This is a genomic window from Streptomyces sp. NPDC054847, from assembly GCF_053610925.1.
In genome coordinates, this window is the sequence record NZ_JBSGZJ010000050.1 from 1 (window position 1) to 26,208 (window position 26,208).

Sequence of the window (26,208 nt, forward strand, 5' to 3'; positions counted from 1 at the left end):
GGCGGGGTGCGGCCCTGCGGCCTGTGAGGGGGATCAGCGGGTCAGCAGCGCCCGGCCGATCTGCGCGAAGACACCCTTCGGGTGCGCCCGGAACATCGGCTCCGTGCCGAACAGCACCACCGGCGTGCCGGCCGACGACGTCCCGGAGACCACAGCGGCGTGGCCCGCGGCGTCGCCCGGCCCGCCCGTGCCCTGCTCAGTGGCGCGCCAGTGGCCGGACACCAGCGGGTTGCCCGTGGCGTACGACTGGTCGACGCGCACACCGGCGCCCGCCCCGGTGAACCACATCGGCGAGTAGACGAAGGTGTGCGCCGGAGCGCCGCCCGTGATGGGGCCGCCCGTGTTCCGCACCCGCACCACACCGTTGGCGTCGCCGTTGCCCGCCACCGCCGTGACGTCGAGGAGTGACGCCGCCTCGTTGAACGCCGCGCCCTGCTCACCGAGCCCGACCACACCGACGCCGCTCGCCTCGAACGCGGCGCGGGCGGCGGGGGTCAGCTTCGCGTGGTCCAGCCCGGACGACACGTACAGCACATCGGCCGTCGACCAGTCGAAGCCCGCGTTCAGCACCGCCGTGGAGACCGGCACCACGTCGAAGCCCATCTCGCGCAGCGCGAACAGCTCGCCCGCCGTGACGGCCGCGGCGACCCGGGTCCGCTCCAGCGCTGTCGTGCCCTTTTCCCGCGTGGCGTGGAACGCCACGCCCAGCCGGTCCGCGAGCACCGCCGCCCGGCCACGCGCCGAGCCCGGCACGATCGCCGAGCCGTCGGTGGCGCGCCGGACCTCGACGCCCTGCTTCAGCAGGGAGTTGAGAGCGGCCAGCTCCTTGGGGTCGTCAAGGCGCAGCCGGAGGTCGCCGCTCGGAGCGACGTGTCCGGTGGGTGCCGCGGCGTGGACCGTACGGGTGCGGACCCGCAGGTCGCCGGAGGCGGCGGCGTCCACGTCCGCGCCCCACAGCAGGCCGAGGCTCCAGCCCGAGATGTCGTACATGGCTCCGACGTCCGCGCTGATGTCGCGGCCGTCGGCGAGGATCACATTGGCGATGCCCCGCTTGGGCTGGTGCATGTCGACGATGTACGACCCGGCGGGGTACGTGCGGCCCGCGAGCCGGAACGCGGTGAGCGCCCGCTCCACCCGGACGTCGTTGGCGACAAGGTGGTCGACCAGCCGGGCCGCCGCGGTCGCCGACCGCTGCGAACGCCCGGCGGGAACGACGTACGCCCTCGGGAACTTCGTGGTGTAGACGTCCTCGGGGCCGATGCCCGGCACTCCCGGGACGGTCTCCTCGGAGACGGGCCGCTGCGGCTCGCCGGCAGCGCCCCTGCGGAACGTCTCGATCTGGTCGGCCAGCACCGAGGTGCGGTGCGCGTGGGTGTGGTCGAGCGTCGCGCGCATGGCCGCGCCCGCGATGTCGGTGTTGATCGCGGCCCTGCGGCGCAGTTCCTCGACCGGCAGCGTGTTGTACGCGTTGTTGTTGACGGCCATCGGGAACTCGATGGTGTGCGAGGCGACAGCGCCCTGGAAGGGCATGTACTGCGGGGTGAAGATGGGCGGCCAGTCGTCCCAGCCCTCCTCCTGGTCCCGGAAGGGGATCACGGCAGGACGCACACCGTCCTTCTCCGCCGTGTAGCCGAGGCCGTTGACGGCCTTCTCCATCCCGAGCGCGTTCGCGTAGGAGTTCTTCAGGAACAGGTCGTACTCGTAGTTCTCGCCGTGCGGCGGCGTGGTCGGCTCGATCAGTGTGCCGTTGACGTATCCGTGCAGGTCGAGCATGACGGCAGGCTGCTTGTCGATCGCGATCTGCCGGATCGCCCGTGTCTCGGGCTGCGTGGCGGTGATGAAGTCGCGGTTGAGGTCAAAGCCCCCGGCGTTGGCGCGGGTTCCGGCGATCCTGCCGTCCGGGTTGGCCGTGACGTTCAGGTAGACGCGGTTCTTGGCGAGCAGATCGGCGGTCTTCGCGTCCTTGGCCGTCGCCAGTTCCTCGATGAGCTTCAGGGCGGCGTCCGTGCCCTCCCACTCGTTGCCGTGGATGTTGTTGTTGATGAACACCGGCGTCTTGTAGCGCGACTTGATGTTCCGGTCCTCGGCCGCGGCGGCGGGCGCGTTCTCGATGCGTTCCCGCATCCGCTCCTGGTCGCGCGCCTGGGCGGCGCTCTCCGGCGCGGTGACGGTGACGAGGTACAGCTCGCGACCGCCCGCCGAGTGGCCGGCGACCTCGACGCTGACCCGGTTGCTCAGTTCTTGGAGGGCGTTGAGCCGCGGGGCGAGGGAGTGATAGGGAGCGAGGCCCAGTTTTATCGATTTGTCGGCCGGGTTCTCCGGCGGGACCTCGAGTGCGGTCCTTCGCGGGTATCCGCCCTCCCCGGTGAGGTCGCGGGTCTCGTCGGTGAGCGCGCCGGCGGTCGCGGAGAGCGGCGCCCTGGCCGCCGTCGTCGGCGCGTCGCGGCTTCCTTCTCTCACGGGGTGCGGCTGGGGCCGGTCCTCCGCGGGGGCGGCCACGGCGCCCGGAAGCGGCGCGAGCAGAGCGCCGGCGAGTGCCGCGGCGAGGGTGGCGGTGATCAGTACGGGGCGGGGTGAGCCCATGCGGTTCGAGCCTCCGTGGGTCGGAAGGAATCGTCACAAGATCAGTACGCACGGTCTACCGGTTCGGCTGCCGAACAACAAGAGGCACCCCGATAAGGTGTGCGCATGCGTGATCTCGGGGTGGGTTTCGGGTACTTGATGAAGGGCCAGCGCTGGGTCGCCGGCCACGGCCGGTGGTTCGGTTTCGGCCTGCTTCCCGGACTCGTGACCCTGGTGCTCTACACGGCCGCGCTCGTCGGACTCGTCCTCGGCGCTGACGACGTGACCGCCTGGGCGACTCCCTTCGCCGACGACTGGTCCGCGCCCTGGCTCGGCATCTTCCGCGGCACGCTCACCGCACTGTTGTTCGCCTTCGGGCTGTTCGTGGCCGTCATCACCTTCACGGCCGTGACGCTCCTGGTCGGCCAGCCCTTCTACGAGAACCTCTCCGAGCAGGTCGACCGCTCCGAGGGCGGCGACGTCCCCCACTCCGGGCTGCCGCTCTGGCGTGAACTGTGGATCTCCGCCAGGGACTCGCTGCGGGTCGTGCTGCGCGTGGTCTGCTACGGCGTGCTGCTCTTCGCCTGCGGTTTCATCCCGGTCGTCGGGCAGACGGTGGTTCCGGTGATCGGCTTCTGCGTCTCCGGCTTCTTCCTCGCGGAGGAGCTGACGGCGGTGGCCCTCCAGCGGCGCGGCATCGAACTCAAGGACCGCCTCACCCTTCTGAGGGGCCGCCGGATGCGCACGCTGGGCTTCGGCGTGCCGCTGACGCTGGCGTTCCTCGTCCCGTTCGTCGCGGTCTTCCTGATGCCGGGCGCGGTGGCGGGCGCGACGCTGATGGCCCGGGACCTCGTGCCGGACCCGGCAGCCGATCCGGAGCCGGCGCAGCCGGGCCCGCACACCTTCCGCAAGGCGGACTAGCGCTCCAGGCGCTCCGGGCCGGCGTGGTCCGGCCCGGCGGCGGACCGGGCGGCCGGGATCCGCGCCACCGCGAGGGCGGGGGCTTCGGTCCCCGCCGTGGCGAGCAGCGCGCCGTCAGGACCCCAGAGGGCGCTGCCGCCCAAGCAGTCACCGACACCGGACGGCCCCACCGCGTTGGCGAGCAGCACCGGGAGGGCGTTGTCCCTGGCCCGGACCGGATAGACCCGCTCGAACGAGTCGTTGTGCTCGTCGAGCACCGAACTGGCCACGTACACCTGGCAGCCGTCGGCCTTCGCGCGCTCCGCCACGTCGGGGAAGCGGTTGTCGTAGCAGACCGCCACCGCGAACCGGACGCCGTCGAGGGTGAAACGGCCGTCCCGCGTACCGGCCGTGAAGACGTCGTTCTCCTCGCCGTACAGATGCGTCTTGTCGTAGCGGGCGAGCAGCTCGCCGTCCGGGCCGATGACCAGCGCCGTGATCGTGGGGCGGGGCCCGGACGTGCGGGCGACGCAGCCGACGAGCGCCGCGGTCGACGTCGTCCGGCACGCCTCCCGCAGCGGCTCCAGCCGGGGATCGTCCTCACACAGCCACAGCTCGGGACGTCCCGCGATCAGCTCCAGGTCGTAGCCGGTGACCGCCAGCTCGCAGAAGGCGACGAGGGCCGCCCCCTGCCCGGATGCCGCCCGCACCAGCCCCCGCATGCTGTCGACGTTCGCCCCGATGTCGCCCGGTACCGAGGTGAACTGCCCCGCCGCGATCTTCATGTGTCCGTCATCCCGTCCCGTTGTTCTCTGCAGCCACCCGGATGATCTCGCGGACCTGGGCGATGATGTCCAGCCGGTTGCGGACGAACTCAGGGTCGGTTATCTCCGTCGTGTTGTCCGCCGCGAACTGGAGCACCGGGGTGTGCACATGACCGCCGGGGATGTCCAGGCCGAGCCGGTCGCGCAGCAGGGTCGCGCGGTAGGCGATCTCGTTGGACAGGTAGTCGCCGCCGCCTCCGGCCCGTGCGGTCGAGCCCGTGGTCGGGCCGTCCGGCCGGGTGACGGGGGTGGTCTGGCCGGCCGGTATCTCGGTCACGGAAGTGTTGTCGTACACCGGGAAGCGGCCCGTGTCCGCGGTGGTGATCGCCTTGTACGGGAGCGAGGTCGGCGTCCACTGGGGCTGCGAGGCGGGATCGGACACCGGCACGGTCTCCCGGCGGGAGAGGTTGTCGTTGTCCGGGAAGCCGCCCCGCCAGGCCCCGTTGAAACGCTCGATGTCGATACGGCCCACCCGGCCCTGGCTGACCGTCGTGAACAGGTCCGCCTCCGGGAGCCGGGCCTCGAGGGTCCGTTCGACCGTGCCGTCGGTGAAGTCCTGCCAGCGCACCGGGAAGACGGCCGTCTCGATCCTCGCCGGCCCGTCCGCCGTGCGGATCCACGTGCCGTCGAGGGCGAGCGCGGTCGCACCAGAAGGGTTGCTGATACGGATGTCCCGGTCGAGCGTGAACGGGTCGAAGCCCGTCATCACGATCCGCTTGACGCCCTTGCCGTGCGGGAAGTCCATCGAGTCCTGCCCGCGCGAGGACCGTTCCAGACCGTCCAGCAGGCGTGCCCGCTGCGCCGCGGTCATGTCGAACGCGGGCTGCCACTGCCGCAGGCCGGCGGTCATCCCGAGCCGCGCCCAGTACAGGGGGCGGTCGTCGTCCCGACTCAGGTCGCCCCGTACCGCACCTCGGCCCTGCGCCCGGTCCACGGCCCGCTCCCACAGCGCCGACCCGTGGCGAAGGACGGCACGCTCGGCCTGGCGGTACGACGTCGCGCCCTCCAGCGCCCGGACGAAGTCCGGTGCCGTGGAGTCGAATCCGCTGCGCCGCAGGATCTCCTGCGGCACGGCCCGTCCGAGCCGCTGCTCCTCGGCCGTGAGCGGGACGGCGGCGGGGGAGGGGGCGGCGGAAACGAGCGGGGACGCCGTGAGCGTGAGCGCGGCGGAGGCGAGCAGGGCGACACCAAGTACGTCCAGACGGGCGCGTATCCGGGGCACGGGATTCCTTTCGTCGGGTGGCGGAAGTATCGCCGTCCGGCCGCGGTGGCGAAAGGCGGCCTACGACCCGGCCGGTGGAGCCTGCGCGGCCGTGATGTTGCGGTAGGCGATCTCCGCCAGCCTCTGCTGGCCGTCCCTGCTGGGGTGGAACCAGTCCCAGCGGCTCAACTGCTCACCCGTGAAGCGGTAGTCGAAGACCTCGCCGCCGTCGTACCGGCAGCGGTCGTCCTCCGCGCACACGTCCTCCAGCACGCCGTTGTACGCGACGACCCGCTGCTGGACGGTGTCCCGGCGCTGCTGCGCCTGCACGCTCAGGTCCTGCGCGTCACCGAGCATCGAGGCGCAGATGCCCAGTTCCCATATCCGGCTGCCCAGCGCGTCGCCGCGGCCGGCCGACCACAGCCGCTTGAGGTCCGGCACGCTGGAGACGTAGACCTGAGCCTTCGGGGCGTCCTTGCGCAGCGCGGCCATGGCGGCCTCCAGGGAGGCCCGGAAGTCCTCGACGGGGGTCATGCGGTCCACGGTGTCCGCGCAGGCGTCGTTCGCGCCGACCATCACCGTGACCAGTTCCGGCTTGTGGGCCGCGGCCCGTGCCATCTGCTCCGGCAGGTCGGAGGCGTCGGCGCCGGAACGGGCCAGGTTCCAGCTGCGCTCCGCCACGGCGGACGGGCCGAGCAGGCGCAGGGCGAGGCTGTTCACCGTGGTGTCCGTACCGGTCGCCCACGAAACCTCGGGGCAGTCGGCGAGGATCATGCACGCGTCGAACCCGCGCGTGATGGAGTCGCCGACCGCGGCCAGCGAGCGTGGACTGGTGTCCCACACGCGGGTCGGGCTCGGGCTCGGGGAGGGACGCGCGGACGTCGCCGACGGATCCTGGCCGGATGATCCTGACGACGAGTCACATGCCGCCAGCACGCCCGCCGCCAGCGCGGCGGTGGCGAGCGCGGCCGCCACGCCGGTGCGTGCTCGGAACGTCCGGCTCCGCTGTCGCAAGGTCACTTTCCCCTCCACAAACCCGGCATCCGACCTCCTGCCGAGTGAAAGCTTGGTGCGTACGGGCCCCAGGACCGACATTACGTCACCCCTCGGCGCGTTCTGCACGGTAACTTTTGCCACGTCGACCCAGAGGCCCACCTCGCCCATCGGCGCCGGTAAATTACATCTCGTCACATGCCGTCCCTTTTGCGGAGACTTGTTCCCGATGCTGTTTACTGAGGCCGCTGGGAAGGCGATCCTCGTCCCACACTGGAGGTCCCGGTGACGACACGTGGCGTTCTGTACGTTCACTCCGCACCGCGCGCGCTGTGCCCCCACGTCGAATGGGCGGTCGCGGGCGTGCTCGGCGTACGGGTCCAGCTGGACTGGATCCGCCAGCCCGCATCGCCCGGCACCTGGAGAGCCGAATTCTCCTGGCGCGGGGAAGTGGGCACCGCCTCCAAGCTGGCGTCCGCGCTGCGCGGTTGGCACCTGCTGCGCTTCGAGGTGACGGCGGAGCCGTGCGCGACCGCCGAGGGCGAGCGCTACAGCGCCACGCCGGACCTCGGGATCTTCCACGCGGTGACCGGCATGCACGGCGACATCCTCGTGCCCGAGGACCGTCTGCGGGCGGCTCTGGCGCGGTCCACGCAGGGCGAGACGGACCTCGAGGCGGAGATCGCGAAGCTGCTGGGTAAGCCGTGGGACGACGAGCTGGAGCCGTTCCGGTACGCGGGGGAGGGCGCGCCGGTGCGGTGGCTCCACCAGGTGGTGTGACGCGGTAGCCACTGCGGGGCTGTTCCCTCCACCCCGGCCCTTCCCGAACCGGGCTCCGCCCGGGCCCCTCTGGGAGCCTCCGCCCCCGCACCCCCGCACCCCCGCACCCCCGCGCTTCGATCGCCGACGGGGCTCGAGTTGCCCGTGCTTCGGCAACGAGCAGAGGCCCGCACCCCCGAGGGGCACGGGCCTCGCACGTGAAGCGGGTCAGGCAGGTCAGACGGTGCGGAACGCCAGCACCACGTTGTGGCCGCCGAAGCCGAACGAGTTGTTGATCGCCGCGATCGTGCCCTCGGGCAGCGCGCGGGGCTCGCCGCGCACGATGTCCGCGTCCACCGTCTCGTCGAGCTCGTCGACGTTGATCGTCGGCGGGGCCGTGCGGTGGTGCAGCGCGAGCACCGTCGCCACCGTCTCGATGCCGCCCGCGCCGCCGAGCAGATGACCCGTCATGGACTTGGTCGCGGAGACCGCGACGTGGTCCAGGTCGTCGCCCAGCACGCTGCGCAGGGCCTTGATCTCGGCGACGTCACCCTGCGGCGTCGACGTCGCGTGCGCGTTGAGGTGCACGACCTCGGACGGCTTGAGGTCCGTGGCCTCGAGCAGGTTCCGCAGCGCCGCCGCGATACCGCGGCCGGTCGGCTCCGGCTGCGCGATGTGGTGGCTGTCCGCGGACAGGCCCTGGCCCAGCACCTCGCAGTAGACCTTCGCGCCGCGTGCGGCGGCGTGCTCGGCCGACTCCAGGATCACGACGCCCGCGCCCTCGCCGAGGACGAAGCCGTCACGGGCCGTGTCGTAGGGGCGCGAGGCCTTCGTCGGCTCGTCGTTGTTCTTGGACATCGCCATCATGTTGGCGAAGGCCGCGATCGGCAGCGGGTGGATCGCCGCCTCGGTGCCGCCGGCGACGACCACGTCGGCACGGCCGGTGCGGATCATCTCGACGGCGTAGCCGATCGCCTCGGCGCCCGACGCGCACGCCGAGACCGGGGTGTGCACGCCCGCCTGGGCGTTCACCTCGAGTCCGACGTTGGCGGAGGGGCCGTTGGGCATCAGCATGGGGACGGTGTGCGGGGAGACGCGGCGTACGCCCTTCTCCTTGAGCACGTCGTACTGGTCGAGCAGAGTCGTCACGCCGCCGATGCCGGAGGCGATGACGGTGCCGAGACGGGCCGGGACGATCGCCCCGTCCTCGCCGGCGGGGGCGGTGTAGCCGGCGTCGGCCCACGCCTCGCGGGCCGCGATCAGCGCGAACTGCGCGGAGCGGTCCAGCCGTCGGGCCAGCGGGCGCGGCAGGACCTCGCCCGGGTCGACCGCGGCGGTCGCCGCGATCTTCACCGGCAGGTCGGCGAAGCGCTCCCCCTCGAGCAGCTTCACACCGGAACGCCCGGCGATGAGACCTTCCCAGGTCGATGCGCTGTCGCCACCCAACGGTGTGGTTGCGCCGATACCGGTGACGACCACGGTGCGATTGGTCGAGTTCACAGGAATTCTTTCTCCACGTGTAGAGGGTGCTGAATTTTCACGGCGCCACCGGAGAGTGGCGACAAACGCGACGTGAGACTCAGGCCTGGTGCTTTGCGATGTAGTCCGCGGCGTCGCCGACGGTCTTCAGGTTCTTGACGTCCTCGTCGGGGATCTTGACGTCGAAGCGCTCTTCGGCGGCGACGACGACCTCGACCATGGACAGCGAGTCGACGTCGAGGTCGTCGGTGAAGGACTTGTCCAGCTGGACGTCCTCGGTCGGGATACCGGCGATCTCGTTGACGATCTCGGCGAGACCCTTGACGATCTCTTCCTGCGTGGCGGCCATGGTGGCGCTCCTTCGGTGTGTATCAGAGGGTGTGGCAACAGCCGTCCGGAAGATCCGTACGGTGCCTAGGGGAGGGTAACGACCGTCGCGGCGTAGACGAGACCCGCCCCGAAGCCGATGACGAGCGCTGTGTCGCCGCTCTTCGCCTGTCCGGTCGCCAGGAGCCGCTCCATAGCGAGCGGGATCGAGGCGGCCGAGGTGTTGCCGGTGGTTTCCACGTCGCGGGCGACCGTGACGTGCTCCGGCAGCTTCAGGGTCTTCACCATCGAGTCGATGATCCGCATATTGGCCTGGTGCGGGATGAAGACGTCCAGGTCGGCCGCGCTGATGCCGGCGGCGTCGAGCGCCTGCTGCGCGACCTTCGCCATCTCGAAGACGGCCCAGCGGAACACCGCCTGGCCCTCCTGCGTGATGGCGGGGAACTTGATCTCGCCGCGCTCGTTGAGCGGCAGGCGGGAGACGTCGCCGAGGTGGAAATCGTTCCACGGCACGGTCTGCTTGATCGTCTCGGACTTGTCGCCCTCCGAGCCCCAGACCGTGGGGCCGATGTGCGGCTCGTCGGACGGGCCGACGACGACCGCGCCCGCGCCGTCGCCGAACAGGAAGGCCGTCGCGCGGTCCTCCAGGTCGGTCAGGTCGCTGAGCCGCTCGACGCCGATGACGAGCACGTACTCCGCGGAGCCCTCGACGATCATGCCCTTGGCGAGGGTGAGGCCGTAGCCGAAGCCCGCGCAGCCGGCGGAGATGTCGAACGCGGCGGGCTTGCCCGCGCCGACCTTGTCGGCGATCTCGGTGGCAACGGCCGGGGTCTGCTTGAAGTGCGAGACGGTGGAGACGACGACGGCGCCGATCTGGTCGGCGGTGATCCCGGCGTCCGCGATCGCCTTGCCCGACGCCTCGACCGACATCGCGGTCACGGTCTCCTCGGGGGAGGCCCAGTGGCGGGTGGCGATACCCGAGCGGGAGCGGATCCACTCGTCGGAGGAGTCGATCTTCTCGAGGATCACCTCGTTGGGCACGACCCGGGTCGGACGGTAGCCGCCGACACCAAGGATGCGCGCGTACGGGGCGCCCTTGCTGGGCTTGATCTTCGACATGCTCTACGGCTCCTTGTCAGGCTGAAAGCTCGGCGACGAGCGCGCGGGCCGCGTCGAGATCGTCGGGGGTCTTCAGCGCCGACGTCCGCACGCCCGGCAGGGCGCGCTTGGCGAGGCCGGTGAGCGTGCCGCCGGGGCAGACCTCGATCAGGGCGGTGACGCCCTGCTCCTTGAAGGTCTCCATGCACAGGTCCCAGCGGACCGGGTTGGCGACCTGACCCACGAGACGGGAGATGACGTCGGCGCCGTCGGCGACGATCTGCCCGTCCTTGTTCGAGACGTACGGGACCGCCGGCGCGGAGACCGTGAGGGCCTTCGCGGCCTCCTCGAGCTTCGCGACGGCGGGTGCCATGTGATGAGTGTGGAACGCGCCGGCCACCTTGAGCGGCAGGACACGGCGGACGCCTTCCGGCTTGTCCTCGGCGAGCGCGGCGAGCTGCTCGGCGGTGCCGGCGGCGACGATCTGCCCGGCGCCGTTCACGTTGGCCGGGGTGAGGCCGAGCTTCTCGAGGTGTGCCACGACCGTGTCGGGCTCACCGCCGAGGATGGCCGACATGCCGGTCTCCGTGATCGCGGCGGCCTCTGCCATCGCCAGGCCGCGGGCCCGTACGAGCTTCAGCGCGGAGGTGTCGTCGATGACACCGGCGAACGCGGCGGCGGTGATCTCACCGACGCTGTGTCCGGCGACCGCGCCAGGAGCCACCTCACCGAGCGCCGAAGCGGACAGCAGTCCGGCGGCGACGAGCAGGGGCTGCGCAACGGCGGTGTCGCGGATCTCGTCCGCGTCGGCCTTGGTGCCGTAGTGGGCAAGGTCGAGCCCGATGGCGTCCGACCAGGCCGCGATGCGGTCGGCGGCGCCGGGGAGGTCGAGCCAGGGAGTCAGGAAGCCGGGCGTCTGAGCGCCTTGGCCGGGAGCGACGAGTACGAGCACCCTCACACTCTCTCTTGTGGACGGCCTCTCCCGCCCGTGGGGACAGGGACGAAGAACCGTCAGGGGAATTGTCGGTGTTCAACAAAAGTCTAGGGCTGGGCATCCCCGTCGGCCAGACGCCCCAGGATCAGCGCGATTCGCAGAGTGAACGCCGAACGCACGTCGGAGGGTGACCAGCCGGTGACGTCTGTCACACGTCGGAGCCGGTAGCGCACGGTGTTGGGGTGGACGAAGAGCATTCTGGCCGCGCCTTCGAGGCTGCTCGCCTGCTCCAGATAGACACTCAGAGTTTCCAGGAGGGCCGAGCCGGCTTCCTCCAGTGGTCTGTAGATCTCCTCCACCAACTGCTCACGCGCAGAAGGGTCGGAGGCGATGGCGCGCTCCGGCAGCAGATCGTCCGCGAGAACCGGCCGCGGGGCGTCCTGCCAGGCAGAGCACGCCTTGAGACCGGCGGCGGCGGCCTGCGCGGAGCGGGTCGCCGCCAGCAGGTCGGGCACGATCGGGCCGGCGACGACGGGACCCGCCGCGTACGGGCCGATCAGCGCCTTGGCGACGTGCAGCGGGTTGTCGCTGCCGCCGGCGATGACGACGAGCCGGTCGCCGAGCACGCCCGTCAGCACCTGGAGCTTGGCGTGCCGGGCGGCTCGGCGTATGGCCTCGACGGTCAGCTCGCTGTCCCCGTCGGGTGCGGTGCCGAGGATCACACACACATGCTCGGGCGAGTTCCAGCCGAGCGCAGCGGCGCGGGAGACCGCGCCCTCGTCGGCCTCGCCGGACAGCACCGCGTTGACGACGAGCGATTCGAGGCGGGCGTCCCACGCGCCGCGGGCCTCGGCGGCCTGGGCGTAGACCTGGGCGGTGGCGAAGGCGATCTCCCGTGCGTAGACGAGCAGCGCCTCACGCAGGACGGACTCGTCGCCGGGGGCGGCCACCTCCTCGATCGCCGCCTCCATGACCTCGATGGTGGTGCGCACCATCTCCACGGTCTGGCGCAGGGTGATCGCCCGGGTCAGCTCGCGCGGGGCGGTGCCGAAGACGTCGGTCGAGATGGCCTGCGGGGTCTCCGGGTGCCGGAACCATTCGGTGAAAGCCGCGATACCGGCCTGGGCGACGAGCCCGATCCACGACCGGTTCTCCGGTGGCATGGCCCGGTACCAGGGCAGCGACTGATCCATGCGGGCGATCGCGTTCGCGGCGAGCCGGCCGGACGACTGCTCGAGGCGGCGCAGGGTCGCGGAGTGCGGGTGGGAGGAGTTCGCTGCAGGTTCGGGCACGGGACAAGAGTGCCTTATCAGGACGCGAGCCCCGGGGGGCGGGGTTCTTGTTCATCCCGTCGTCGCCCGATGGTTCCCGGCTACCGTGGTGGCGTGATATCCGTTCGGCGCGCCGGTGAGCGCTACAGAGGCGGCGACCCCGCGGCCGGCATCGAGTCCCTGCACGCCTTCTCCTTCGGGCGGCACTACGACCCCGGCAATCTCCGCTTCGGCGCGATCCTGGCCTGCAACGAGGAGCGGCTCGCCCCCGGCGCGGGGTTCGACGAGCATCCGCACAGCCACACGGAGATCGTCACCTGGGTCGTCGAGGGCGAGCTCACCCACCGCGACACCGCCGGGCACGCCACCGTCGTCCGCCCCGGCGATGTGCAGCGGCTCGGCTCGGCGGGCGGGGTGCGGCACGTGGAGCGCAACGACGGCGATGTGCCGCTGGTGTTCGTGCAGATGTGGCTGGCGCCGCTCCGGCCCGGCGGCGAGCCGTCGTACGAGATCGTGCGCGGTATCGCCGACTCGACGCCGTACGCCCTGCCCGAGGCGGGCGCGATGCTGCACGCGCGCCGGCTGGCGGCGGGGGAGCGGACGGCGGTGCCGGACGCGCCGTACGTGTACGCGCACGTGGTGCGGGGCCGCGTGCGGCTCGCCGCCGACGAGTTGGGGCCGGGGGACGCGGCGCGGATCACGGACGCGGAAGGGCTGGAGCTCACCGCGGAGGGGGCGGCGGAGGTGCTGCTGTGGGAGATGGGCCGGTGAGGCATCGGGCGACAGGTCAGTCCTGCCAGTAGAACAGCAGCGTGCCGACGCTCAGAGGCTTCCGGTCGCCGAAGTAGTAGACGCACAGGTCGGTGACCGTGATGTCGCTGGTCGCCTCGTCGAACCAGCGGAAGCCGGCGGCTTCGAGCGCTTCGCGGGCTTCGCCGGACGTGCCGCCGCGGTCGCCGGTGGCAAACGGGCCCAGGGTGCTGATCAGGACCGCGTCGTCATCCTCGCCGTAGTTGACGTAGTGGTACGTGCCGCCGCCCTGCTGGTAGTGGTCACCGCACGAGACCGGAGACTCGGGGGACAGGCCGGCCGCCGTCAGGTCGGATGCCGCCCCGGCGCAACTGCTCGTCCACATCGGGGACCGGCGGCGGCTCGGTGCAGAGGGCCTCGACGCGCCGGCGTGGGTCGCTCTGCCCCTGGCATCGCGACGCGTACCGTGCACGATCGCGGCCCGCAACTCCCCGCCCGGGCCGGGGACTTCGACGCGGGGACGGCCGAGCCAGTCGTAGATCCGCCGGCCTCGCCGGCGTCCTCGGTGAGGCGGTGCAGGGCGTAGGCCGCCCACAGACCGCCCTCGGTGGTGGGGGCCTCGTCGATGCAGGCGCGTAGCCGGTCCGAGTCGTCGGCGAGGGACTGGGCGACGTGGGCGACCGCCCGGTCGGGGTCTGCGAGGGCGTACGTCACGTCCCCTCGATCCCGCGCCGGGCGACCAATCCGTGCAACCCGGCCCGGGCGCTGAGGACGCGTTCACGGCCTGCACGCGCAACAGCTTCCCCGCCGTGACCCCGGTGCTGATGGCGGACGGCTCGCACCGGCCCATCAGCCAGGTGCGCGTGGGTGACCTCGTCCAGGCCACGGACCCGGCATCCGGCAAGCTGCGGGCCCGGCAGGTCACCGACACCTTCCAGCACGACACCGAGCGGCTGGTCGACCTCACCATCGCCGGCGGCGGCACGCTGACCAGCACGGCGGGTCACAAGTTCTACGTCGTGGGCCGTGGCTGGACGCTGGTCTCCGACCTGAGCGTCGGTGACCGCCTGCGCACCCCGGACGGCTCCGTCCGCGCGCTGACGGCCCTTCGTGACCGCTCGGGCCTGGCGCCGCGCACGGTCTACGACCTCACCGTCGACGACCTGCACACCTTCTTCGTGCGCACGAAGGGTCAGCGGCCGGACGACGTGCTCGTCCACAACTGCCTGAACCTGACGCTGCACGAGGGAGACCGGGGTGCCCACACGATCAGGGACCATGTGACCATCAGCCCGCAGGACGCGGTTCAGAAGGCCATCGACGACCTGGCGAGGAACCCCAGGCACCGCGGTGTGACCGGTGTCTGGACGGACCTCGCAACGGCCCAGGCCTCCGTGGACGCGGCCTTCGCGAAGTGGTACTCCACCCACCGGTCCGAGCTGGAAACGTGGATGAAGAACACTCCCAAGGATTCGGAGAACGCCCTGCATCTCAAGTCGTTCAGAATCCAGCTGGACACCCCGGGTTCGCTGGGAACCCTCTACCCGACCACCGGCGTCGCGCACGCGCGTCCGGCCGGGAACTGGGTCTCCATCACCCTGAAGAGGTCCAAGCACAAGCCTGGGTACGTGGTCTACACGTCGCACCCGGAGTGAGAGTGACCTGGTAATGGAGCGCAAGGACATCTGGATCGATTTCGGCTTCAGCGGCCTCGCCAAGTGGTTCGGCAGCCCCTGGGCCGGCGAACACACCCCGCTGGAGATCGTCGTGCTGGCCGCCGACTGGGGCGAGGGTGCTTACGCACCCACCCTCCTCGAGGACGCCGCCGGGCTGTTGGACTCACCGCTGCCCACCAGGGTGATCGACATCCTGTGGTGTGCGGCCGTCGGCATGGAATTCGTCCCGGATGCGCGATGGGTGGACGGACGCGACTGGCTCCGCCAGATCGTGGACGTCTGCGAGGAACGCATCCGCAGCGACGAACCGCGATCCGTTGCCCATCCGCGGGTGTCCGAGTTGGATCCGGAGCTGAAGGACGCGGTCCTCGCCGAGGTGCGAGCTCTCGCACCGGAGTTGGACCGCGCCACCGCCGGTCACCCCTACTACGGGGTGCCGGAAGTGGTCCCGTCGCTGGAACGGGTGGTCACCGAGGTCGACCCCGACCTCGGGTTCAGGCTGTTCCTGCGGGTCCTCAAGGCGTACTTGGTTCCGATCAGTGAGTCGCAGCACCGCCGGTACCGCGAGCTGGGCGAGAGATTCGGGTACAACGAGTCCGTTGTCGATGACGGCACGCTCCAGTTCATGCCGCGTGCGAACTGACCGCTGAGCGCGATCGCCGAGGGCGGTATCCCGGTCTTCCAGGGGTACCGTCCTCGGCCGTCGAAGGAGTCGCTCCGAGGAGCGCCCGGTGGGCGGCGAAGCCGCTGCCGAAGGAGCCGCCGGAATTCCCGCACCGCGCACGGTCCGGGACCCTCCCGCCGGTGACCTTGACAGGCTTCGAACCCGTGGCATCCGCTCAGACGCGCGGGCGGACGTGGAGGTCGAGGCCGGTGGTGCCGGGCAGCTCCACCGCCGGCAACAACCGCATGTCGTGGTCGTAGTCGCCGCCTGCCAGGGTCCGGTAGGGGATCGGCCCGTCGGTGAACAGCCCGTCGAGGCGCCGTCCGTACTCCCGTTCCGCGCGTACCCCTCCGCGGAGAGGCTGTGCGCGTCGTGGATGGTGAACGGTTCGAGCGGTGCGATGCCGGCGAACCAGAACAGGCCGTGCTGCAACGGGTGGAGGAGATCCGACAGGCGCCCGTGGATGCCGCGATCGGTGAGCGACGGCTCGCTCGCACCGATCGTCACCGACAGCAGCGCGCGCCGTCCGCCCAGCGCGCCCTCGCTGTACGGCGGAGGGAGGTCGGGGCCGTGAGCGAAGCCGGGGGTGAACACCCGGTCGAGCCAGCCTTTCATGATGGCCGGCACGGAGAACCACCACAGGGGGAACTGCAGCACGACCGCGTCCGACCAGCGCAGTTTGTCCTGCTCGGCCGCGACGTCGGGCGACATCCGGCCCGACACCGTGGCCCGTTCCTGGGCGGCCAGCACGTCCAGCCGCCGGTCCGCGGGACGGTCGGGGAAGTCGTCCGCGTCCACGGCCGCCTTCCACTTCATGGCGTAGAGGTCGGACACCCTGACCTCGTGGCCCGCGGAGCGCAGGCGCTCGACGGCGAAAGCGGTCAGGGCGGCGGTGAGTGAAAGGGGCTCGGGGTGGGCGGTGACGACGAGGATCTTCTTGCGCCGCTGCGGGGCTGCTTGAGTCATGCCGCCACGTTCTCCCGGGCGCGCGGGGGCAGCCAGCACCCTGTCCAACCGCAGGAACGGCGGTCCTGGTACCGCGAGGGCCACCCATACTTGAACGCATGGACGGCGTGGACCACATCGAGCGCACTGATACGGACGGAGCCGGCGGCGGGAACGGCGACCCGCGGCGGGCCCTCGGCGGCTTCCTGCGCGCCCGCCGCTCACGGGTCGCCCCGGAGCACGTGGGGCTCGCGGTCGGCGGACGGCGGCGGGTGCGCGGCCTGCGGCGCGAGGAACTCGCCCAACTCGCCGGGATCAGCGTGGACTACTACGTGCGTCTCGAGCAGGGTCGCGCGACGCAGCCCTCGCCCGAGGTCCTCGACGCGCTCGCGAAGGCGCTCGGCCTCGAGGCGGCGGAACGCAAGCACCTGGCCACGCTGACAACTGCCCGGCGGGGGCCCGTGCCCGTGACCCGCGTCAGCCCTCTGCTCCGTCGGCTGCTGGACGCCGTGGAGGGGTTCCCGGCGTTCGTGACGAACCCGCGCGCCGACGTCGTCGCCTGGAACGCTCTCGGCGCCGAACTGCTGGGCGGCCTCGGTGACCCGGGCCGCCGCGACCGAAACAATGCCCGCTACCTCTTCCTCGACCCCGCCTCCCGGAGCGTCTTCCCCGACTGGGAGGACAGGGCACTGGAGGCCGTCGGCCAGTTGCGTGTCTCCCAGGGGCACTATCCCGACGACTCGGAACTGGCCGGGCTCCTCGCCGAACTGACCTCCCACAGCGACGACTTCCGGCGGATCTGGGAAACGGGTGAGGTCCTGATGTGCACGGCGGGCCGCAGACGGCTGTGCCACCCGGTGGCCGGGCTGCTCACCCTCGACTACGAGACCCTGCACGTACCGGCCGCGCCCGGCGAAACGGGCCTGGTGGTGCACGTCTACACCGCGGAGGAGGGCAGTGAGGACGCCGCCGCGCTCGCGCGGCTGGGACGTCAGTCCTGCCAGTAGAAGAGCAGGGTGCCGACGTCGAGCGGGGCGCGGCCGCCGAAATAGTAGACGCACAGGTCGGTGACGGTGATCGAGCCGGTCTCTTCGTCGATCCAGCGGAAGCCCGCCGCTTCGAGGGCGGACCTGGCGGCGGGGTCGGGGTCGTGGGCGGTGGTGAAGGGCCCCAGGGTGCTGACGCAGAGGTGCTTGCCGTTGTACGGGATCACGTAATACGTGCCGTCACCCTGCTGGTTGTGCTCGCCGATGGGGACCGGGGCTCCCGGCGTCAGGCCCGCCGCGGCGAGCGCGGCCGTCGCCCGGCGGAGCCGGTCGTCCATGTCGGCGGCCGTGGGCGGATCCGTGGCGAGGGCCTCCACGCGCCAGCGCGGGTCGCTCTGCCGCCGGCAGCCGGGCGCGTACTCGTGCACGATCGCCGCCCGCAGGTCCTCGTCCAGCCCGGGGACCTCCACCCGGGGGAGCCCGAGGCTCTCGTAGATCTCCCGGGTCTCGCCGCCGTCCTCGGTGAGGCGGTGCAGCGCGTACGCGGCCCACAGCTTCGCCTCCGTCGTCGGGGCCCCGGCCAGGTAGGCGCGCAGCCGGTCCGGGTCGTCGGCGAGGGACTGGGCGAGGTGGGCCACCGCGCGGTCGGGGTCCGCGAGTGCGTCGGTGACGTCCTCGTCGTTGCGGGCCCGCATCCGGACGTGGAACATCCGGTCCTCGGGGCGTGCGTCACCGAGCCCGGCCAGCACCGCGTCGGGCCCGTGGCGGGCGACGAGGGCGTCCAGTCCGGCCCGGCCCGCTTCCTGTTCCCGGGACCAGGGGGAGGCCGCGAGCGTCGCCAGTTCCCCGGTGGCGGAGAGGTCACCGAGCCGGCCGCGCGCCTTGAGGATCGCCTGTGCCATGCCGTACCGCTTCTCGTCCCGCCGTTCCTCGTGCAGGAGCCACGGCAGCAGTTCCGTACGGTCGCAGAGGACGTCCAGCAGCGCGACGCGGACCTCGGCCGTCTCCCCGGTGTCGCGTACGCGCGCGATCAGCTCGGGCACGCGCGGCTCCGGCACCCGCCCGTCCAGCGCCTGTACGCAATGCCGGCGACGCCACCACGCGTTGGCCGGGTCGGCCACGTACCGGGCGAGCGTGTCCGCGTCGAACTCCCGCAGGGCGGCGGTGTCCTTACCCCGGCCGAGCGGGAGCAGCGTGTCGATGTCGTGCATCCGGCGGATGCTACGGCGCGGGGGACGACGAAGGCGCACTGTTTTCGCCGGCCCCCAGCAGGGCGGCACTGTCGGACCCTCCTGCCATGATCCGCGTATGGATCTCGCACGCGCACTCGACGGTCTGGACGCGCACCCCTGGGCCGGCACCACGCACGCCTACGGCAGTGCCGAGGACGTCCCTGACGTGCTGCGGGCGCTCACCGGTGACGACGAGGAAGCCGCGGACGAAGCGGTGTCGGAGCTCTACGGCAGTGTCCTGCACCAGGGCACCGTCTACGCGGCCAGTGCCGAGGTCGCGCCCTTCCTCGCCCGTATGGCGGCAGCCGGCCACAAGTCCGCCGATCTGCTCAGACTGCTCGGCGACATGGCCGGGAGTGACGACGAGTACGGGGTGGAGCCGGGCACCGTGCGCAGGGCCGTCGCCGGACAACTACCGCTGATGACGCCCTCGTTGGCCGACCCGGATTCCGCGGTGCGTCAGGCCGCCGTGTGGGCCCTTGCCCAGACGCGTGCCGCGGACACGGTGCTGCCCGAGCTGCTGGGCCGGTGGGACACGGAGGGGGAGCCTCTCGTACGGGCCGAACTCCTCGGCGCCGTCGCCGGGTTGGACCCGGCGGCCGGTGCGGCCCTCGCGCAGTCGGCCCTCGGACCGGAACAGCCCGCCCGTCTGCGGCTCGCAGCCGTGTTCGCCCGCCTGGACGCGGGCGGGGAGTGGGACGCCGCACACCATAGGGCGATGCTGTCGGCACTGCCCGCGGGCCCGCTCGGCCGCGAGCGGCTCGACCTCGACCGGGCCGAGCCGTTGTGCGCCGTCGTCGAGGAGCTGCTGCGGAGGGGGACCGAGGCGGACACCGCGGCGGCCGTGGACCTGCTCGACGCCGCCCTGCGGGACGAACGTGCCGATGTGCGGGCGGAAGCCGTGTGGGCCGCCGACAGGGCCTGCCAGATGTCCCGCAGCGCCCCGCAGCGGCTGCTGCCCGCACTGCTCCCGCTGGTCACGGCGGGCGACGCGCTCGGCGTGCTGTCCCTGCTTGGGAAGCTGGTTCCGATCGCGGCGCAGGCCGCGCCCGCCCTGGCCGGACTCGCGGAAACCGGCGACGACGACCTCGCGGACCGCGCGCTCGGTGTGCTGGCCCTGATGGCGCCGGACCGGGCCGCTCCACTGCTCGGCCGCGACCTGGGGAAGCGGCCCTGGGGCCTGGATGCCGCCGCCGGGTTCCGCGCACCGGAGGACGTGCCGTTCCCGTTCCACCCCGAGCTGTTGACCGCGGTCGTGGCCAGGCTGGCGGAGGACGACCTCACCGGGAACGAGCCCATCCAGCTGATGCGCCTGCTGCGGCAGTGGGGCGGCCGGGCCGCCGGCGCGCTGCCCGCGCTGTACGAGCTGCTCGCCCGGTTCCCGCTGCCCGCCGCCCCGGCCGTCGCCGCGCTCGCCGCCGAGTGCCCGCCCGGCGAGCGTCGCCGCGCGGCCCAGCTGTTGCGGGCGCAGGCCCCCGACGGGCCGCTCCCGGTGGCGGAGGCCCACTGCGAACTGACCGGTGAGACGGACGTTCTCCTTGCGCGGCTCGCCAGGGAGCTCTCGGCCGCGTCCGGCGACGCGGCCTGGGCGGCCAAGGTGGCGGGCCGACTGGGTGCGGCGGCAACGGAGTTGGCGGACGCACTGCGCGGCGCCCTCAGTGGCGCGGACGCCCGGCTCGTCTCGCCCGTGCTCGACGCGGACGTTGCGCTGGCCGACGCCCTGTGGCACATCACCGGCGACGCCCGGACGGTCGTACCCGTGCTGGACTCGGTGTTCGCACGGGCCGCCGACGAGCGCTGGTTCCGGTGGAGCGCGATACGGGCGGCCCGCGTGGCCGCGGCACTCGGTCCGGCCGGCCGGCCGCTGGTGCCCAGGCTGGAAGCACTCCTGAAGGACCCGGAGCAGGTACCGGCGGCGGTGCTCGCCCTGCTGGCCGTGGCGGAGGAGGGAGCGCTCGACCGTCGATCGCTCGCGGGCCTCGTCCTCGCGGCGGCGGAACAGGAGGCGAACGCGCTGGAAGCCTGCGACGCCCTGGAGGTCCTCGGGGCGGACGCTCTGACCGCCGACCATCTGCGCAGGCTGGACGACCTGGCCGAGGGCGACCGTCGGGTGATCCGCTCGGGCGTGGAGAACCGGATCATCCAGGCCGACGAGCTCCTGCGGGCGCGCGTCCGGGCGGTGGTCGCCAGCTCACGGCAGGCGCCCTGACCGGCGCATCGGCGTACGCCGTCCAAGAACGCCCACCACGCCCGCACCGACGACCACGACCGGGCCGTCCGGGTTCCTGCTGTCACGGACCGGGACGGCGGCGGTCTGGCAACCGTCGGCGCTCGCCACATCGCCGAGTGGTCGCGTCGGCGCGACCTCGTGCCGCGAATCACGCGACCGGCAGCCGCGCCCTACAACCAAACGGGCTCCATCACGGTCCCTTCCCAGGGTGCGCCGCAGGCGGCGCGCGATACATGGGAGAAAGGCGTACAGATGGCCGTGTCACGGAGGTTGTTCCTTGGAGGGTTCACCGCGGGGGCGGTGACGGTGGCCGCGGCCGGCGCCGCTTCACCGGCCGCGGCGGCCGAAGCGGAAGGCCCCACCACGACGTTCGACGGGCCGGTGGCGGCCGAGGGGTTCAGAACGGACTCCACCATCAACTCCGGCTTCTTCAAGACGACTTCCACGACCGAGCATGCCGTCACGGTCTGGCAGGCGGGCACCGCCGGCAGCGGCGTGGCCTTGAACATCGTCTCGGACAACCCGGATGACTCGGCCGTGTACCTGAGGGGCACGGAGAAGGCGCACGGCACGCTGAAGATCTCGCACACAGGGCACGCGGACGGATCCGACCAGAAGGCTTCCGCGCTGTCCATCGATCTGCTGACGGCGGGGACCGCGGCCCAGGGCATCTTCGTCAAGGCGGGCAACGGACCCACCACCGGCAACCTGATATGCCTGCGCAACAACGGGCGGGACGACTTCGTCGTGAAGGGCAGCGGACGGGTCGGCATCGGCATGAGCGTGGGCGCCAATCCTTGGTCGCAGCTCCATGTCGTGCAGCAGCAGGGCACCGACTCGGCGCTGATGGTCGAGGGCACGGTACGGATCGTCGACGTCGCCTCCGTGCCCACGGGCGTCGACTCGAAGGGCGGGGGCGTGCTGTACGCGAAGGACGGGGAGCTGTGGTGGCGCGGACCCGGCACCACGCCCACCCGTATCGCCCCCGCCTGAGCACCACATACGTAACCCCGGAGGAAACGACATGGAACTGACCCCGGACGAACTGGTCGCGGAGTTCCGCGACGCGGTCATGGAGCTGTACTTCGCGCGTAAGCGCATCGCGATCCTGGAGGCGGAGAACGCCGCGCTGCGGGCCCGCCTCGCGGCAGCGACGGCCGCGGACGAGCCGGCGGGCGCCACCGCCTGAGCAGGCAGGTGTCGCACGAAGGGCGGGCGGTCGCCGGACCGGTGACCGCCCGTCCGAACCCCGCTCGGCTCAGCGCAGCGCGCTGCGCGCCTGCCACTCGGTCCACGGCACGTTCCACGCGCCGAAGCCGTTGCCGGGGGCGGGGACGCCCTTGGTGTCCTTGCCCTTGATCTCGAAGGGGTCGCCCGGGCGGACCTGGGCGTAGAACCAGGCGGCGTTCGCGTCGCTCATGCCGATGCAGCCGGAGCTCTTGTTGGCCTTGCCCATCCACCTGTCGTTCCAGGGCGCCGCGTGCGCGTACATCCCCGACCAGGTGAGCCGCATCGAGAAGTCGACCATCTTGTCGTAGGCGTCGGCGAGGCCGACCGTCTCGGAGTTCATGTTGATCGTGCCCTCCTTGGCCATCAGGACCGTCGTCCCGCGCCAGGAGCGCTTGTCGCCGCCGGGGGTGCCGCCGGAGACCGGGATCGTACGGACCGCCTTCCCGTCCCGCTCCAGGGTGAGCTGCTTGCGGTCGAGGTCGACCTTGACGACTTGGCTCGCGCCGATCGTGAACGTGGTCGCGTAGTCGCGGACGAACCAGCCGCCGTCGCCGGAGTCGGTGCCGTTCAGCTCGGCCCGGAGGGTGACCCTGGTGCCGGGCTTCCAGTACTCCTTGGGCCGCCAGTCGATCCGGTCACGGCCGGAGTAGTCCTCCATCCAGCCCCAGGAGCCCTCCGTGCCCCCGGAGGTGGTGATCTTCAGCTGCTTCTCGACGGCGGCCTTGTCCGTGACCGGGTTGTCGAAGACCAGCGAGACGGGCTGGGCGATGCCGACCGTCGTGTCGGCGCCCGGCCGCCAGTCGACCTTGTTGACCTTGTCGGCCGACGCCGTGGTGAACGTGGACGTGGCCGTGTTCCTCGTGCCGGCCTTGGTGGCCGTCACGGCGGTGACCTTGTACGAGGCGCCGGGGACGGCCTTGCGTCGCGAGCTCCAACTCGCCTTGTCCGTGGAGAGCTTGCCCGCGAGGGAGTGGCCCTCGGCGTCGGTGACGGTGACCGAGGTGAGCGTGCCGCCGGTCGCGGTGACCGTCACCGGCACGCCGGCCCGCACGGCCTTGCCCTGCGGGGAAACGGTCACCGTCGCCGGGCGGTCCTCGGCCGCCGCCGAGGCTCCGGCCTTGCCGTCCGCGGCGGGCGTGCCCGATCCGGACGAGCAGGCGGCGAGCGGGGCCAGCAGCACCGCGGCCGCCGCGATGCGCACACGTATGTGGCTCAACGGAGCCTCCGTCAGTGGTCGATGGGTGGGTTCGTGGCGACTCTAGAGCGGCAGAAGCGCAGGTGAGAGGCGCTGCGGCGATGTGACAGCGACTGCAGACGAACGGTCATCGTCCGGTCACATCCGCCGCGCGGAGCGGTCACGGACGGCTGTGAGCATCCTCGTCGTCACCCAGAGAGAGGCTCACACCGTGTCAGCGCTGCTCGTGCCGGCCGCCGCCCGCGGCCAGGAAACACCGCTGGGTTCCGTCGACGCCGCGACGTACCGCGCGTTCCTCGCGTCCCGCACCGGTTCGGACCTCGGCGCCGGGTTCCTCCAGTGCCCGTCCTGGGCGCAGGTCAAGGAGGGCTGGCAGGCCCGGCTCGTCGGCTGGGGGCCCGATCCGTCCTCCGGCGCGCTGTCCGGTGCCGCGCTCGTCCTGCTGCGCCAACTGCCGCGCACGCGCAAGTTCTTCGCCTACCTGCCGGAGGGGCCCGTCGCCGACTGGGCGGACCCCGGAATCGACGCCTGGCTCGACCCGCTGCTGCGGCACCTGCGGGCGGCGGGCGCCTTCGCCGTACGGATCGGGCCGTCGCCCGCGTACCGCAGCTGGAGCGCGGCCGGGCTGAAGGCGGCGACGGGGCCGGGGCGCCGGCTGTCCGACGTCCTCGCGACCGAGGTGGATCCGCTGGGCACGGCGGTCGCGGAGCGGCTGCGGGCGCGGGGCTGGAAGCGGTGCGGCGGCGAGGACGACGGTGATGCGCAGCCGCGTCACGTCTTCCGCGTCCCGCTCGCCGGGCGCACCCAGGAGGACCTGTGGTCCGGGCTGAACCAGGAGTGGCGGCGCAACGTCCGGCGCGCGCAGAAGTCCGGCGTGGAGGTGGTGGTCGGCAGCGCGGCCGACCTGCCCGAGTTCTACCGGCTGCTGCGCATCACGGAGGAACGCGACGGTTTCCGGCTCGGCCGGTCGCTCGCGTACTACGAGCGCCAGTACGCGGCCCTCAACGCGGAGGAGCCCGGCCGGATGAAGCTGTACCTCGCCCGCCACGGCGGCGAGATACTCGCCGCGCACACCATGATCCATGTGGGGCGCCGCGTCTGGTACCAGACCGGCGCCTCCGCCGACCACCGCCGTGAGGTCCGCCCCTCCAACCTGCTGCAATGGCGGATGCTCCTGGACGCCAAGGCACTCGGGGCCGACGTCTACGACATGCGCGGGGTACCCTCCACCCTCGACCCCGACGACCGTCCGTACGGGCTGCTGCGCTGGAAGCTCGGCACCGGCGGCGAGGTCGTCGAGACGCTGGGGGAATGGGAGAGACCGTTGGACGGCACCGCCAACCACGCGCTGTACCGCGCGTTCCAGGCCTATCTGGCCCGCCGGTGAGCCGCCTCGCCGGCACCGCGCCGACGGCCGCCGGCGCCCCGGACGACGGCCCCGCTGCCGCCCAGGAGGAACAAGGCCGGGAGCAGAGTGGGGAGGGGGGCCTCGACGGCGGGTCCGTCGCGCGGAGCGGCCTCCTCATGGCGGCCGGTTCCGTCGTGTCACGGGCCACCGGCTTCGCACGGTCCGCCGTGGTGGCCTCGGCGCTGGGCGTCGGTCTGGTCGCCGACGGGTACGCCGTCGCCAACGCGGTCCCCACCATCGTCTACATGCTCCTCCTCGGCGGCGCGCTCAACGCCGTCTTCGTGCCCGAGCTCGTCAAGGCGGCCAAGGAGCACGCCGACGGCGGGGCCGCCTACACCGACCGGCTGCTCACGCTCTGCGTCCTCGCCCTGCTGGTGCTCACCGGCGCCGCCGTGTGGGCCGCCCCCGCGATCATCGGCGCGTACACCGACTACGACGGCGAACAGGCCGCCATGACGGTCGCCTTCGCCCGCTACTGCCTGCCGCAGATCTTCTTCCTCGGACTGTTCACCCTGCTGGGGCAGGTGCTCAACGCCCGTGGCCGGTTCGGCGCCATGATGTGGACGCCCGTCCTCAACAACATCGTCGTCATCGCCGTGTTCGGCCTGTACCTGGCGACCGGCGGCAGCGGCGGACTCTCCCCGTCCGAGACCGCGCTCCTCGGCTGGGGCACCACCGCCGGCATCGCCGTGCAGGCGCTCGCGCTGCTGCCCGCCCTGCGGGCGGCGCGCTTCCGCTTCCGGCCCCGCCTCGACTGGCGCGGCGCCGGACTGACCCGGCCGATGCGCTCCGCGGGCTGGCTGGTGCTGCTGGTGCTGACCAACCAGGCCGCGTTCTGGGTGACGACCCGGCTGGCCACGACCGCCGGGCTCCAGGCGCAGGCAGCCGGCATCGAGGGCGCCGGTTTCAGCGCCTACAACAACGCCTACATCCTGTGGGCCGTGCCGCACGGCATCGTCACCGTCTCCCTCATGACCGCCCTGCTGCCCCGGATGAGCGCCGCCGCGGCCGACGGCGACACGGGCGGACTGCGCCGGGACATCGCGTACGCCCAGCGCAAGAGCGCCGCCCTCGTGGTGCCCGCCGCCTGCGTCCTGCTCGCCCTCGCCCAGCCGGTCCTGGCCCTCGTCTTCCAGTACGGGCGCACCGGCGCCGACGACATCGCCGTCATGGCGGGCACGCTCATGGCATTCGCGCCCGGACTCGTCGCGTTCTCGGGGCAGTACGTGCTGTCCCGGTCGTTCTACGCCCTGTCCGACACCCGTACGCCGTTTCTTCTGAACCTCCTGATAGCGGGCCTCAACGCGGGCCTGTCCCTGGCCGCCTACCTGCTGCTGCCCGCCCGTTGGGCCGTCACCGGGATCGCCGGCGCCTATTCGCTGGCCCTGTTCGCGGGCTGGCTGCTGACCGCCACCGTCCTGCGCCGCCGCCTCGCACCGCCGGTGCCCGGGGCGGCGCGCCCCGCCGGACTGTGGCGCTCCGCAACCGTCGCCGCCCAGGCCCGGTTGCTCACTGCCGCCGTCCCCGCCACGGCACTCGGCCTC

The 26,208-nt window shown here is 72.1% G+C and carries 23 protein-coding genes and 1 pseudogene; 11 read left to right on the plus strand and 13 right to left on the minus strand.

Annotated features, from left to right (window positions below):
* Positions 1 to 33: 33 nt before the first annotated feature.
* The gene (locus ACWGH4_RS08705) at positions 34 to 2,583 is read right to left on the minus strand and encodes a M14 family zinc carboxypeptidase (protein ID WP_453457490.1); all 2,550 of its coding nucleotides are present in this window, start codon (positions 2,581 to 2,583) and stop codon (positions 34 to 36) included.
* A 105-nt stretch (positions 2,584 to 2,688) separates the two neighbouring features.
* Between ACWGH4_RS08705 and ACWGH4_RS08710 the strand changes: the two genes are divergently transcribed.
* Positions 2,689 to 3,483 (plus strand): EI24 domain-containing protein, encoded by a 795-nt coding sequence (locus ACWGH4_RS08710; protein WP_453457493.1) that lies wholly within the window; start codon positions 2,689 to 2,691, stop codon positions 3,481 to 3,483.
* On the opposite strand, the gene ACWGH4_RS08715 is transcribed toward ACWGH4_RS08710, so the two are convergent.
* The 3 genes from ACWGH4_RS08715 to ACWGH4_RS08725 are packed head-to-tail and all read right to left on the minus strand — an operon-like array spanning position 3,480 to position 6,501.
* Positions 3,480 to 4,247, minus strand: coding sequence for a carbon-nitrogen hydrolase family protein (locus ACWGH4_RS08715; RefSeq protein ID WP_453457496.1), 768 nt, complete (start codon positions 4,245 to 4,247; stop codon positions 3,480 to 3,482). The genes ACWGH4_RS08710 and ACWGH4_RS08715 overlap by 4 nt on opposite strands.
* A 7-nt stretch (positions 4,248 to 4,254) precedes the next feature.
* Positions 4,255 to 5,508 (minus strand): pyroglutamyl peptidase, encoded by a 1,254-nt coding sequence (locus tag ACWGH4_RS08720; RefSeq protein ID WP_453457499.1) that lies wholly within the window; start codon positions 5,506 to 5,508, stop codon positions 4,255 to 4,257.
* A gap of 60 nt (positions 5,509 to 5,568) precedes the next feature.
* Entirely contained in the window at positions 5,569 to 6,501 is a 933-nt protein-coding gene (locus tag ACWGH4_RS08725; protein ID WP_453457541.1) for a GDSL-type esterase/lipase family protein, read from the minus strand.
* Positions 6,502 to 6,765: 264 nt separating this feature from the next.
* Here ACWGH4_RS08725 and ACWGH4_RS08730 point away from each other — a divergent pair, with 264 nt between their 5' ends.
* Positions 6,766 to 7,260 carry a DUF3145 domain-containing protein gene (locus tag ACWGH4_RS08730; protein ID WP_441262862.1) on the plus strand — a complete coding sequence of 165 codons (495 nt, stop codon included), beginning with the start codon at positions 6,766 to 6,768 and terminating at the stop codon, positions 7,258 to 7,260.
* A 216-nt stretch (positions 7,261 to 7,476) separates the two neighbouring features.
* Here the strand turns inward: ACWGH4_RS08730 and ACWGH4_RS08735 are convergent, their stop codons facing one another.
* The 5 genes from ACWGH4_RS08735 to ACWGH4_RS08755 form a co-directional block, all read right to left on the minus strand.
* The gene (locus ACWGH4_RS08735) at positions 7,477 to 8,739 is read right to left on the minus strand and encodes a beta-ketoacyl-[acyl-carrier-protein] synthase family protein (protein WP_453457503.1); all 1,263 of its coding nucleotides are present in this window, start codon (positions 8,737 to 8,739) and stop codon (positions 7,477 to 7,479) included.
* Between the two features lie 79 nt (positions 8,740 to 8,818).
* On the minus strand, positions 8,819 to 9,067 hold the full coding sequence (locus ACWGH4_RS08740) for an acyl carrier protein (RefSeq protein ID WP_005318091.1): 249 nt from the start codon (positions 9,065 to 9,067) through the stop codon (positions 8,819 to 8,821).
* Positions 9,068 to 9,132: 65 nt separating this feature from the next.
* The gene (locus ACWGH4_RS08745; protein ID WP_307706283.1) at positions 9,133 to 10,164 is read right to left on the minus strand and encodes a ketoacyl-ACP synthase III; all 1,032 of its coding nucleotides are present in this window, start codon (positions 10,162 to 10,164) and stop codon (positions 9,133 to 9,135) included.
* Between the two features lie 16 nt (positions 10,165 to 10,180).
* Complete coding sequence (locus ACWGH4_RS08750; protein ID WP_441263160.1) at positions 10,181 to 11,095, minus strand: acyltransferase domain-containing protein; 915 nt, start codon at positions 11,093 to 11,095, stop codon at positions 10,181 to 10,183.
* Between the two features lie 89 nt (positions 11,096 to 11,184).
* Positions 11,185 to 12,369, minus strand: a complete 1,185-nt coding sequence (locus tag ACWGH4_RS08755; RefSeq protein WP_005318100.1) for a PucR family transcriptional regulator — start codon at positions 12,367 to 12,369, stop codon at positions 11,185 to 11,187.
* Positions 12,370 to 12,462: 93 nt separating this feature from the next.
* Here ACWGH4_RS08755 and ACWGH4_RS08760 point away from each other — a divergent pair, with 93 nt between their 5' ends.
* On the plus strand, positions 12,463 to 13,119 hold the full coding sequence (locus ACWGH4_RS08760) for a pirin family protein (protein ID WP_453457509.1): 657 nt from the start codon (positions 12,463 to 12,465) through the stop codon (positions 13,117 to 13,119).
* Between the two features lie 16 nt (positions 13,120 to 13,135).
* On the opposite strand, the gene ACWGH4_RS08765 is transcribed toward ACWGH4_RS08760, so the two are convergent.
* The gene (locus ACWGH4_RS08765) at positions 13,136 to 13,483 is read right to left on the minus strand and encodes a hypothetical protein (protein ID WP_453457511.1); all 348 of its coding nucleotides are present in this window, start codon (positions 13,481 to 13,483) and stop codon (positions 13,136 to 13,138) included.
* Positions 13,484 to 13,907: 424 nt separating this feature from the next.
* On the opposite strand from ACWGH4_RS08765, the gene ACWGH4_RS08770 reads away from it, so the two are divergent.
* Together ACWGH4_RS08770 and ACWGH4_RS08775 are read left to right on the plus strand one after the other, a co-directional pair.
* Positions 13,908 to 14,753 carry a polymorphic toxin-type HINT domain-containing protein gene (locus ACWGH4_RS08770; RefSeq protein ID WP_453457514.1) on the plus strand — a complete coding sequence of 282 codons (846 nt, stop codon included), beginning with the start codon at positions 13,908 to 13,910 and terminating at the stop codon, positions 14,751 to 14,753.
* Positions 14,754 to 14,766: 13 nt separating this feature from the next.
* Positions 14,767 to 15,417 carry a hypothetical protein gene (locus tag ACWGH4_RS08775; protein WP_453457517.1) on the plus strand — a complete coding sequence of 217 codons (651 nt, stop codon included), beginning with the start codon at positions 14,767 to 14,769 and terminating at the stop codon, positions 15,415 to 15,417.
* Between the two features lie 435 nt (positions 15,418 to 15,852).
* On the opposite strand, the pseudogene ACWGH4_RS08780 reads toward ACWGH4_RS08775, so the two are convergent.
* Positions 15,853 to 16,404, minus strand: a pseudogene (locus tag ACWGH4_RS08780) (NAD(P)H-dependent oxidoreductase); the annotation flags it as partial.
* A 98-nt stretch (positions 16,405 to 16,502) separates the two neighbouring features.
* Between ACWGH4_RS08780 and ACWGH4_RS08785 the strand changes: the two are divergent.
* The gene (locus ACWGH4_RS08785; RefSeq protein WP_453457520.1) at positions 16,503 to 17,390 is read left to right on the plus strand and encodes a helix-turn-helix domain-containing protein; all 888 of its coding nucleotides are present in this window, start codon (positions 16,503 to 16,505) and stop codon (positions 17,388 to 17,390) included.
* Here the strand turns inward: ACWGH4_RS08785 and ACWGH4_RS08790 are convergent.
* The gene (locus ACWGH4_RS08790) at positions 17,375 to 18,580 is read right to left on the minus strand and encodes a hypothetical protein (RefSeq protein ID WP_453457522.1); all 1,206 of its coding nucleotides are present in this window, start codon (positions 18,578 to 18,580) and stop codon (positions 17,375 to 17,377) included. The two genes, ACWGH4_RS08785 and ACWGH4_RS08790, sit on opposite strands and share 16 nt — an antisense overlap.
* Positions 18,581 to 18,677: 97 nt before the next feature.
* On the opposite strand from ACWGH4_RS08790, the gene ACWGH4_RS08795 reads away from it, so the two are divergent.
* From ACWGH4_RS08795 to ACWGH4_RS08805, 3 genes are all read left to right on the plus strand, one after another.
* The gene (locus ACWGH4_RS08795) at positions 18,678 to 20,810 is read left to right on the plus strand and encodes a hypothetical protein (RefSeq protein ID WP_453457525.1); all 2,133 of its coding nucleotides are present in this window, start codon (positions 18,678 to 18,680) and stop codon (positions 20,808 to 20,810) included.
* Between the two features lie 273 nt (positions 20,811 to 21,083).
* Complete coding sequence (locus ACWGH4_RS08800) at positions 21,084 to 21,824, plus strand: hyaluronoglucosaminidase (RefSeq protein ID WP_453457528.1); 741 nt, start codon at positions 21,084 to 21,086, stop codon at positions 21,822 to 21,824.
* Positions 21,825 to 21,855: 31 nt separating this feature from the next.
* Positions 21,856 to 22,020: a hypothetical protein gene (locus tag ACWGH4_RS08805; RefSeq protein ID WP_441262848.1), complete on the plus strand. Its 165-nt coding sequence runs from the start codon at positions 21,856 to 21,858 to the stop codon at positions 22,018 to 22,020.
* 69 nt (positions 22,021 to 22,089) lie between these two features.
* On the opposite strand, the gene ACWGH4_RS08810 is transcribed toward ACWGH4_RS08805, so the two are convergent.
* A complete protein-coding gene (locus ACWGH4_RS08810) occupies positions 22,090 to 23,277 on the minus strand; it encodes an Ig-like domain-containing protein (protein ID WP_453457532.1) in 1,188 nt (395 codons plus the stop codon).
* Between the two features lie 190 nt (positions 23,278 to 23,467).
* Here ACWGH4_RS08810 and ACWGH4_RS08815 point away from each other — a divergent pair, with 190 nt between their 5' ends.
* Positions 23,468 to 24,643 (plus strand): lipid II:glycine glycyltransferase FemX, encoded by a 1,176-nt coding sequence (locus tag ACWGH4_RS08815; protein WP_453457535.1) that lies wholly within the window; start codon positions 23,468 to 23,470, stop codon positions 24,641 to 24,643.
* Positions 24,640 to 26,208: murein biosynthesis integral membrane protein MurJ (murJ, locus tag ACWGH4_RS08820; protein ID WP_453457538.1), on the plus strand; the 1,569-nt coding region annotated here is incomplete at its 3' end. The genes ACWGH4_RS08815 and murJ, both read left to right, overlap by 4 nt.

Bases quoted from the DNA above. Each gene is read 5' to 3' on its own strand.
- ACWGH4_RS08705 (WP_453457490.1), bottom strand. From the start codon at position 2,583: ATGGGCTCACCCCGCCCCGTACTGATCACCGCCACCCTCGCCGCGGCA.
- ACWGH4_RS08710 (WP_453457493.1), top strand. From the start codon at position 2,689: ATGCGTGATCTCGGGGTGGGTTTCGGGTACTTGATGAAGGGCCAGCGC.
- ACWGH4_RS08715 (WP_453457496.1), bottom strand. From the start codon at position 4,247: ATGAAGATCGCGGCGGGGCAGTTCACCTCGGTACCGGGCGACATCGGG.
- ACWGH4_RS08740 (WP_005318091.1), bottom strand. From the start codon at position 9,067: ATGGCCGCCACGCAGGAAGAGATCGTCAAGGGTCTCGCCGAGATCGTC.
- ACWGH4_RS08745 (WP_307706283.1), bottom strand. From the start codon at position 10,164: ATGTCGAAGATCAAGCCCAGCAAGGGCGCCCCGTACGCGCGCATCCTT.
- ACWGH4_RS08765 (WP_453457511.1), bottom strand. From the start codon at position 13,483: ATGTGGACGAGCAGTTGCGCCGGGGCGGCATCCGACCTGACGGCGGCC.
- ACWGH4_RS08775 (WP_453457517.1), top strand. From the start codon at position 14,767: ATGGAGCGCAAGGACATCTGGATCGATTTCGGCTTCAGCGGCCTCGCC.
- ACWGH4_RS08785 (WP_453457520.1), top strand. From the start codon at position 16,503: ATGGACGGCGTGGACCACATCGAGCGCACTGATACGGACGGAGCCGGC.
- ACWGH4_RS08790 (WP_453457522.1), bottom strand. From the start codon at position 18,580: ATGCACGACATCGACACGCTGCTCCCGCTCGGCCGGGGTAAGGACACC.
- ACWGH4_RS08795 (WP_453457525.1), top strand. From the start codon at position 18,678: ATGGATCTCGCACGCGCACTCGACGGTCTGGACGCGCACCCCTGGGCC.
- ACWGH4_RS08800 (WP_453457528.1), top strand. From the start codon at position 21,084: ATGGCCGTGTCACGGAGGTTGTTCCTTGGAGGGTTCACCGCGGGGGCG.
- ACWGH4_RS08805 (WP_441262848.1), top strand. From the start codon at position 21,856: ATGGAACTGACCCCGGACGAACTGGTCGCGGAGTTCCGCGACGCGGTC.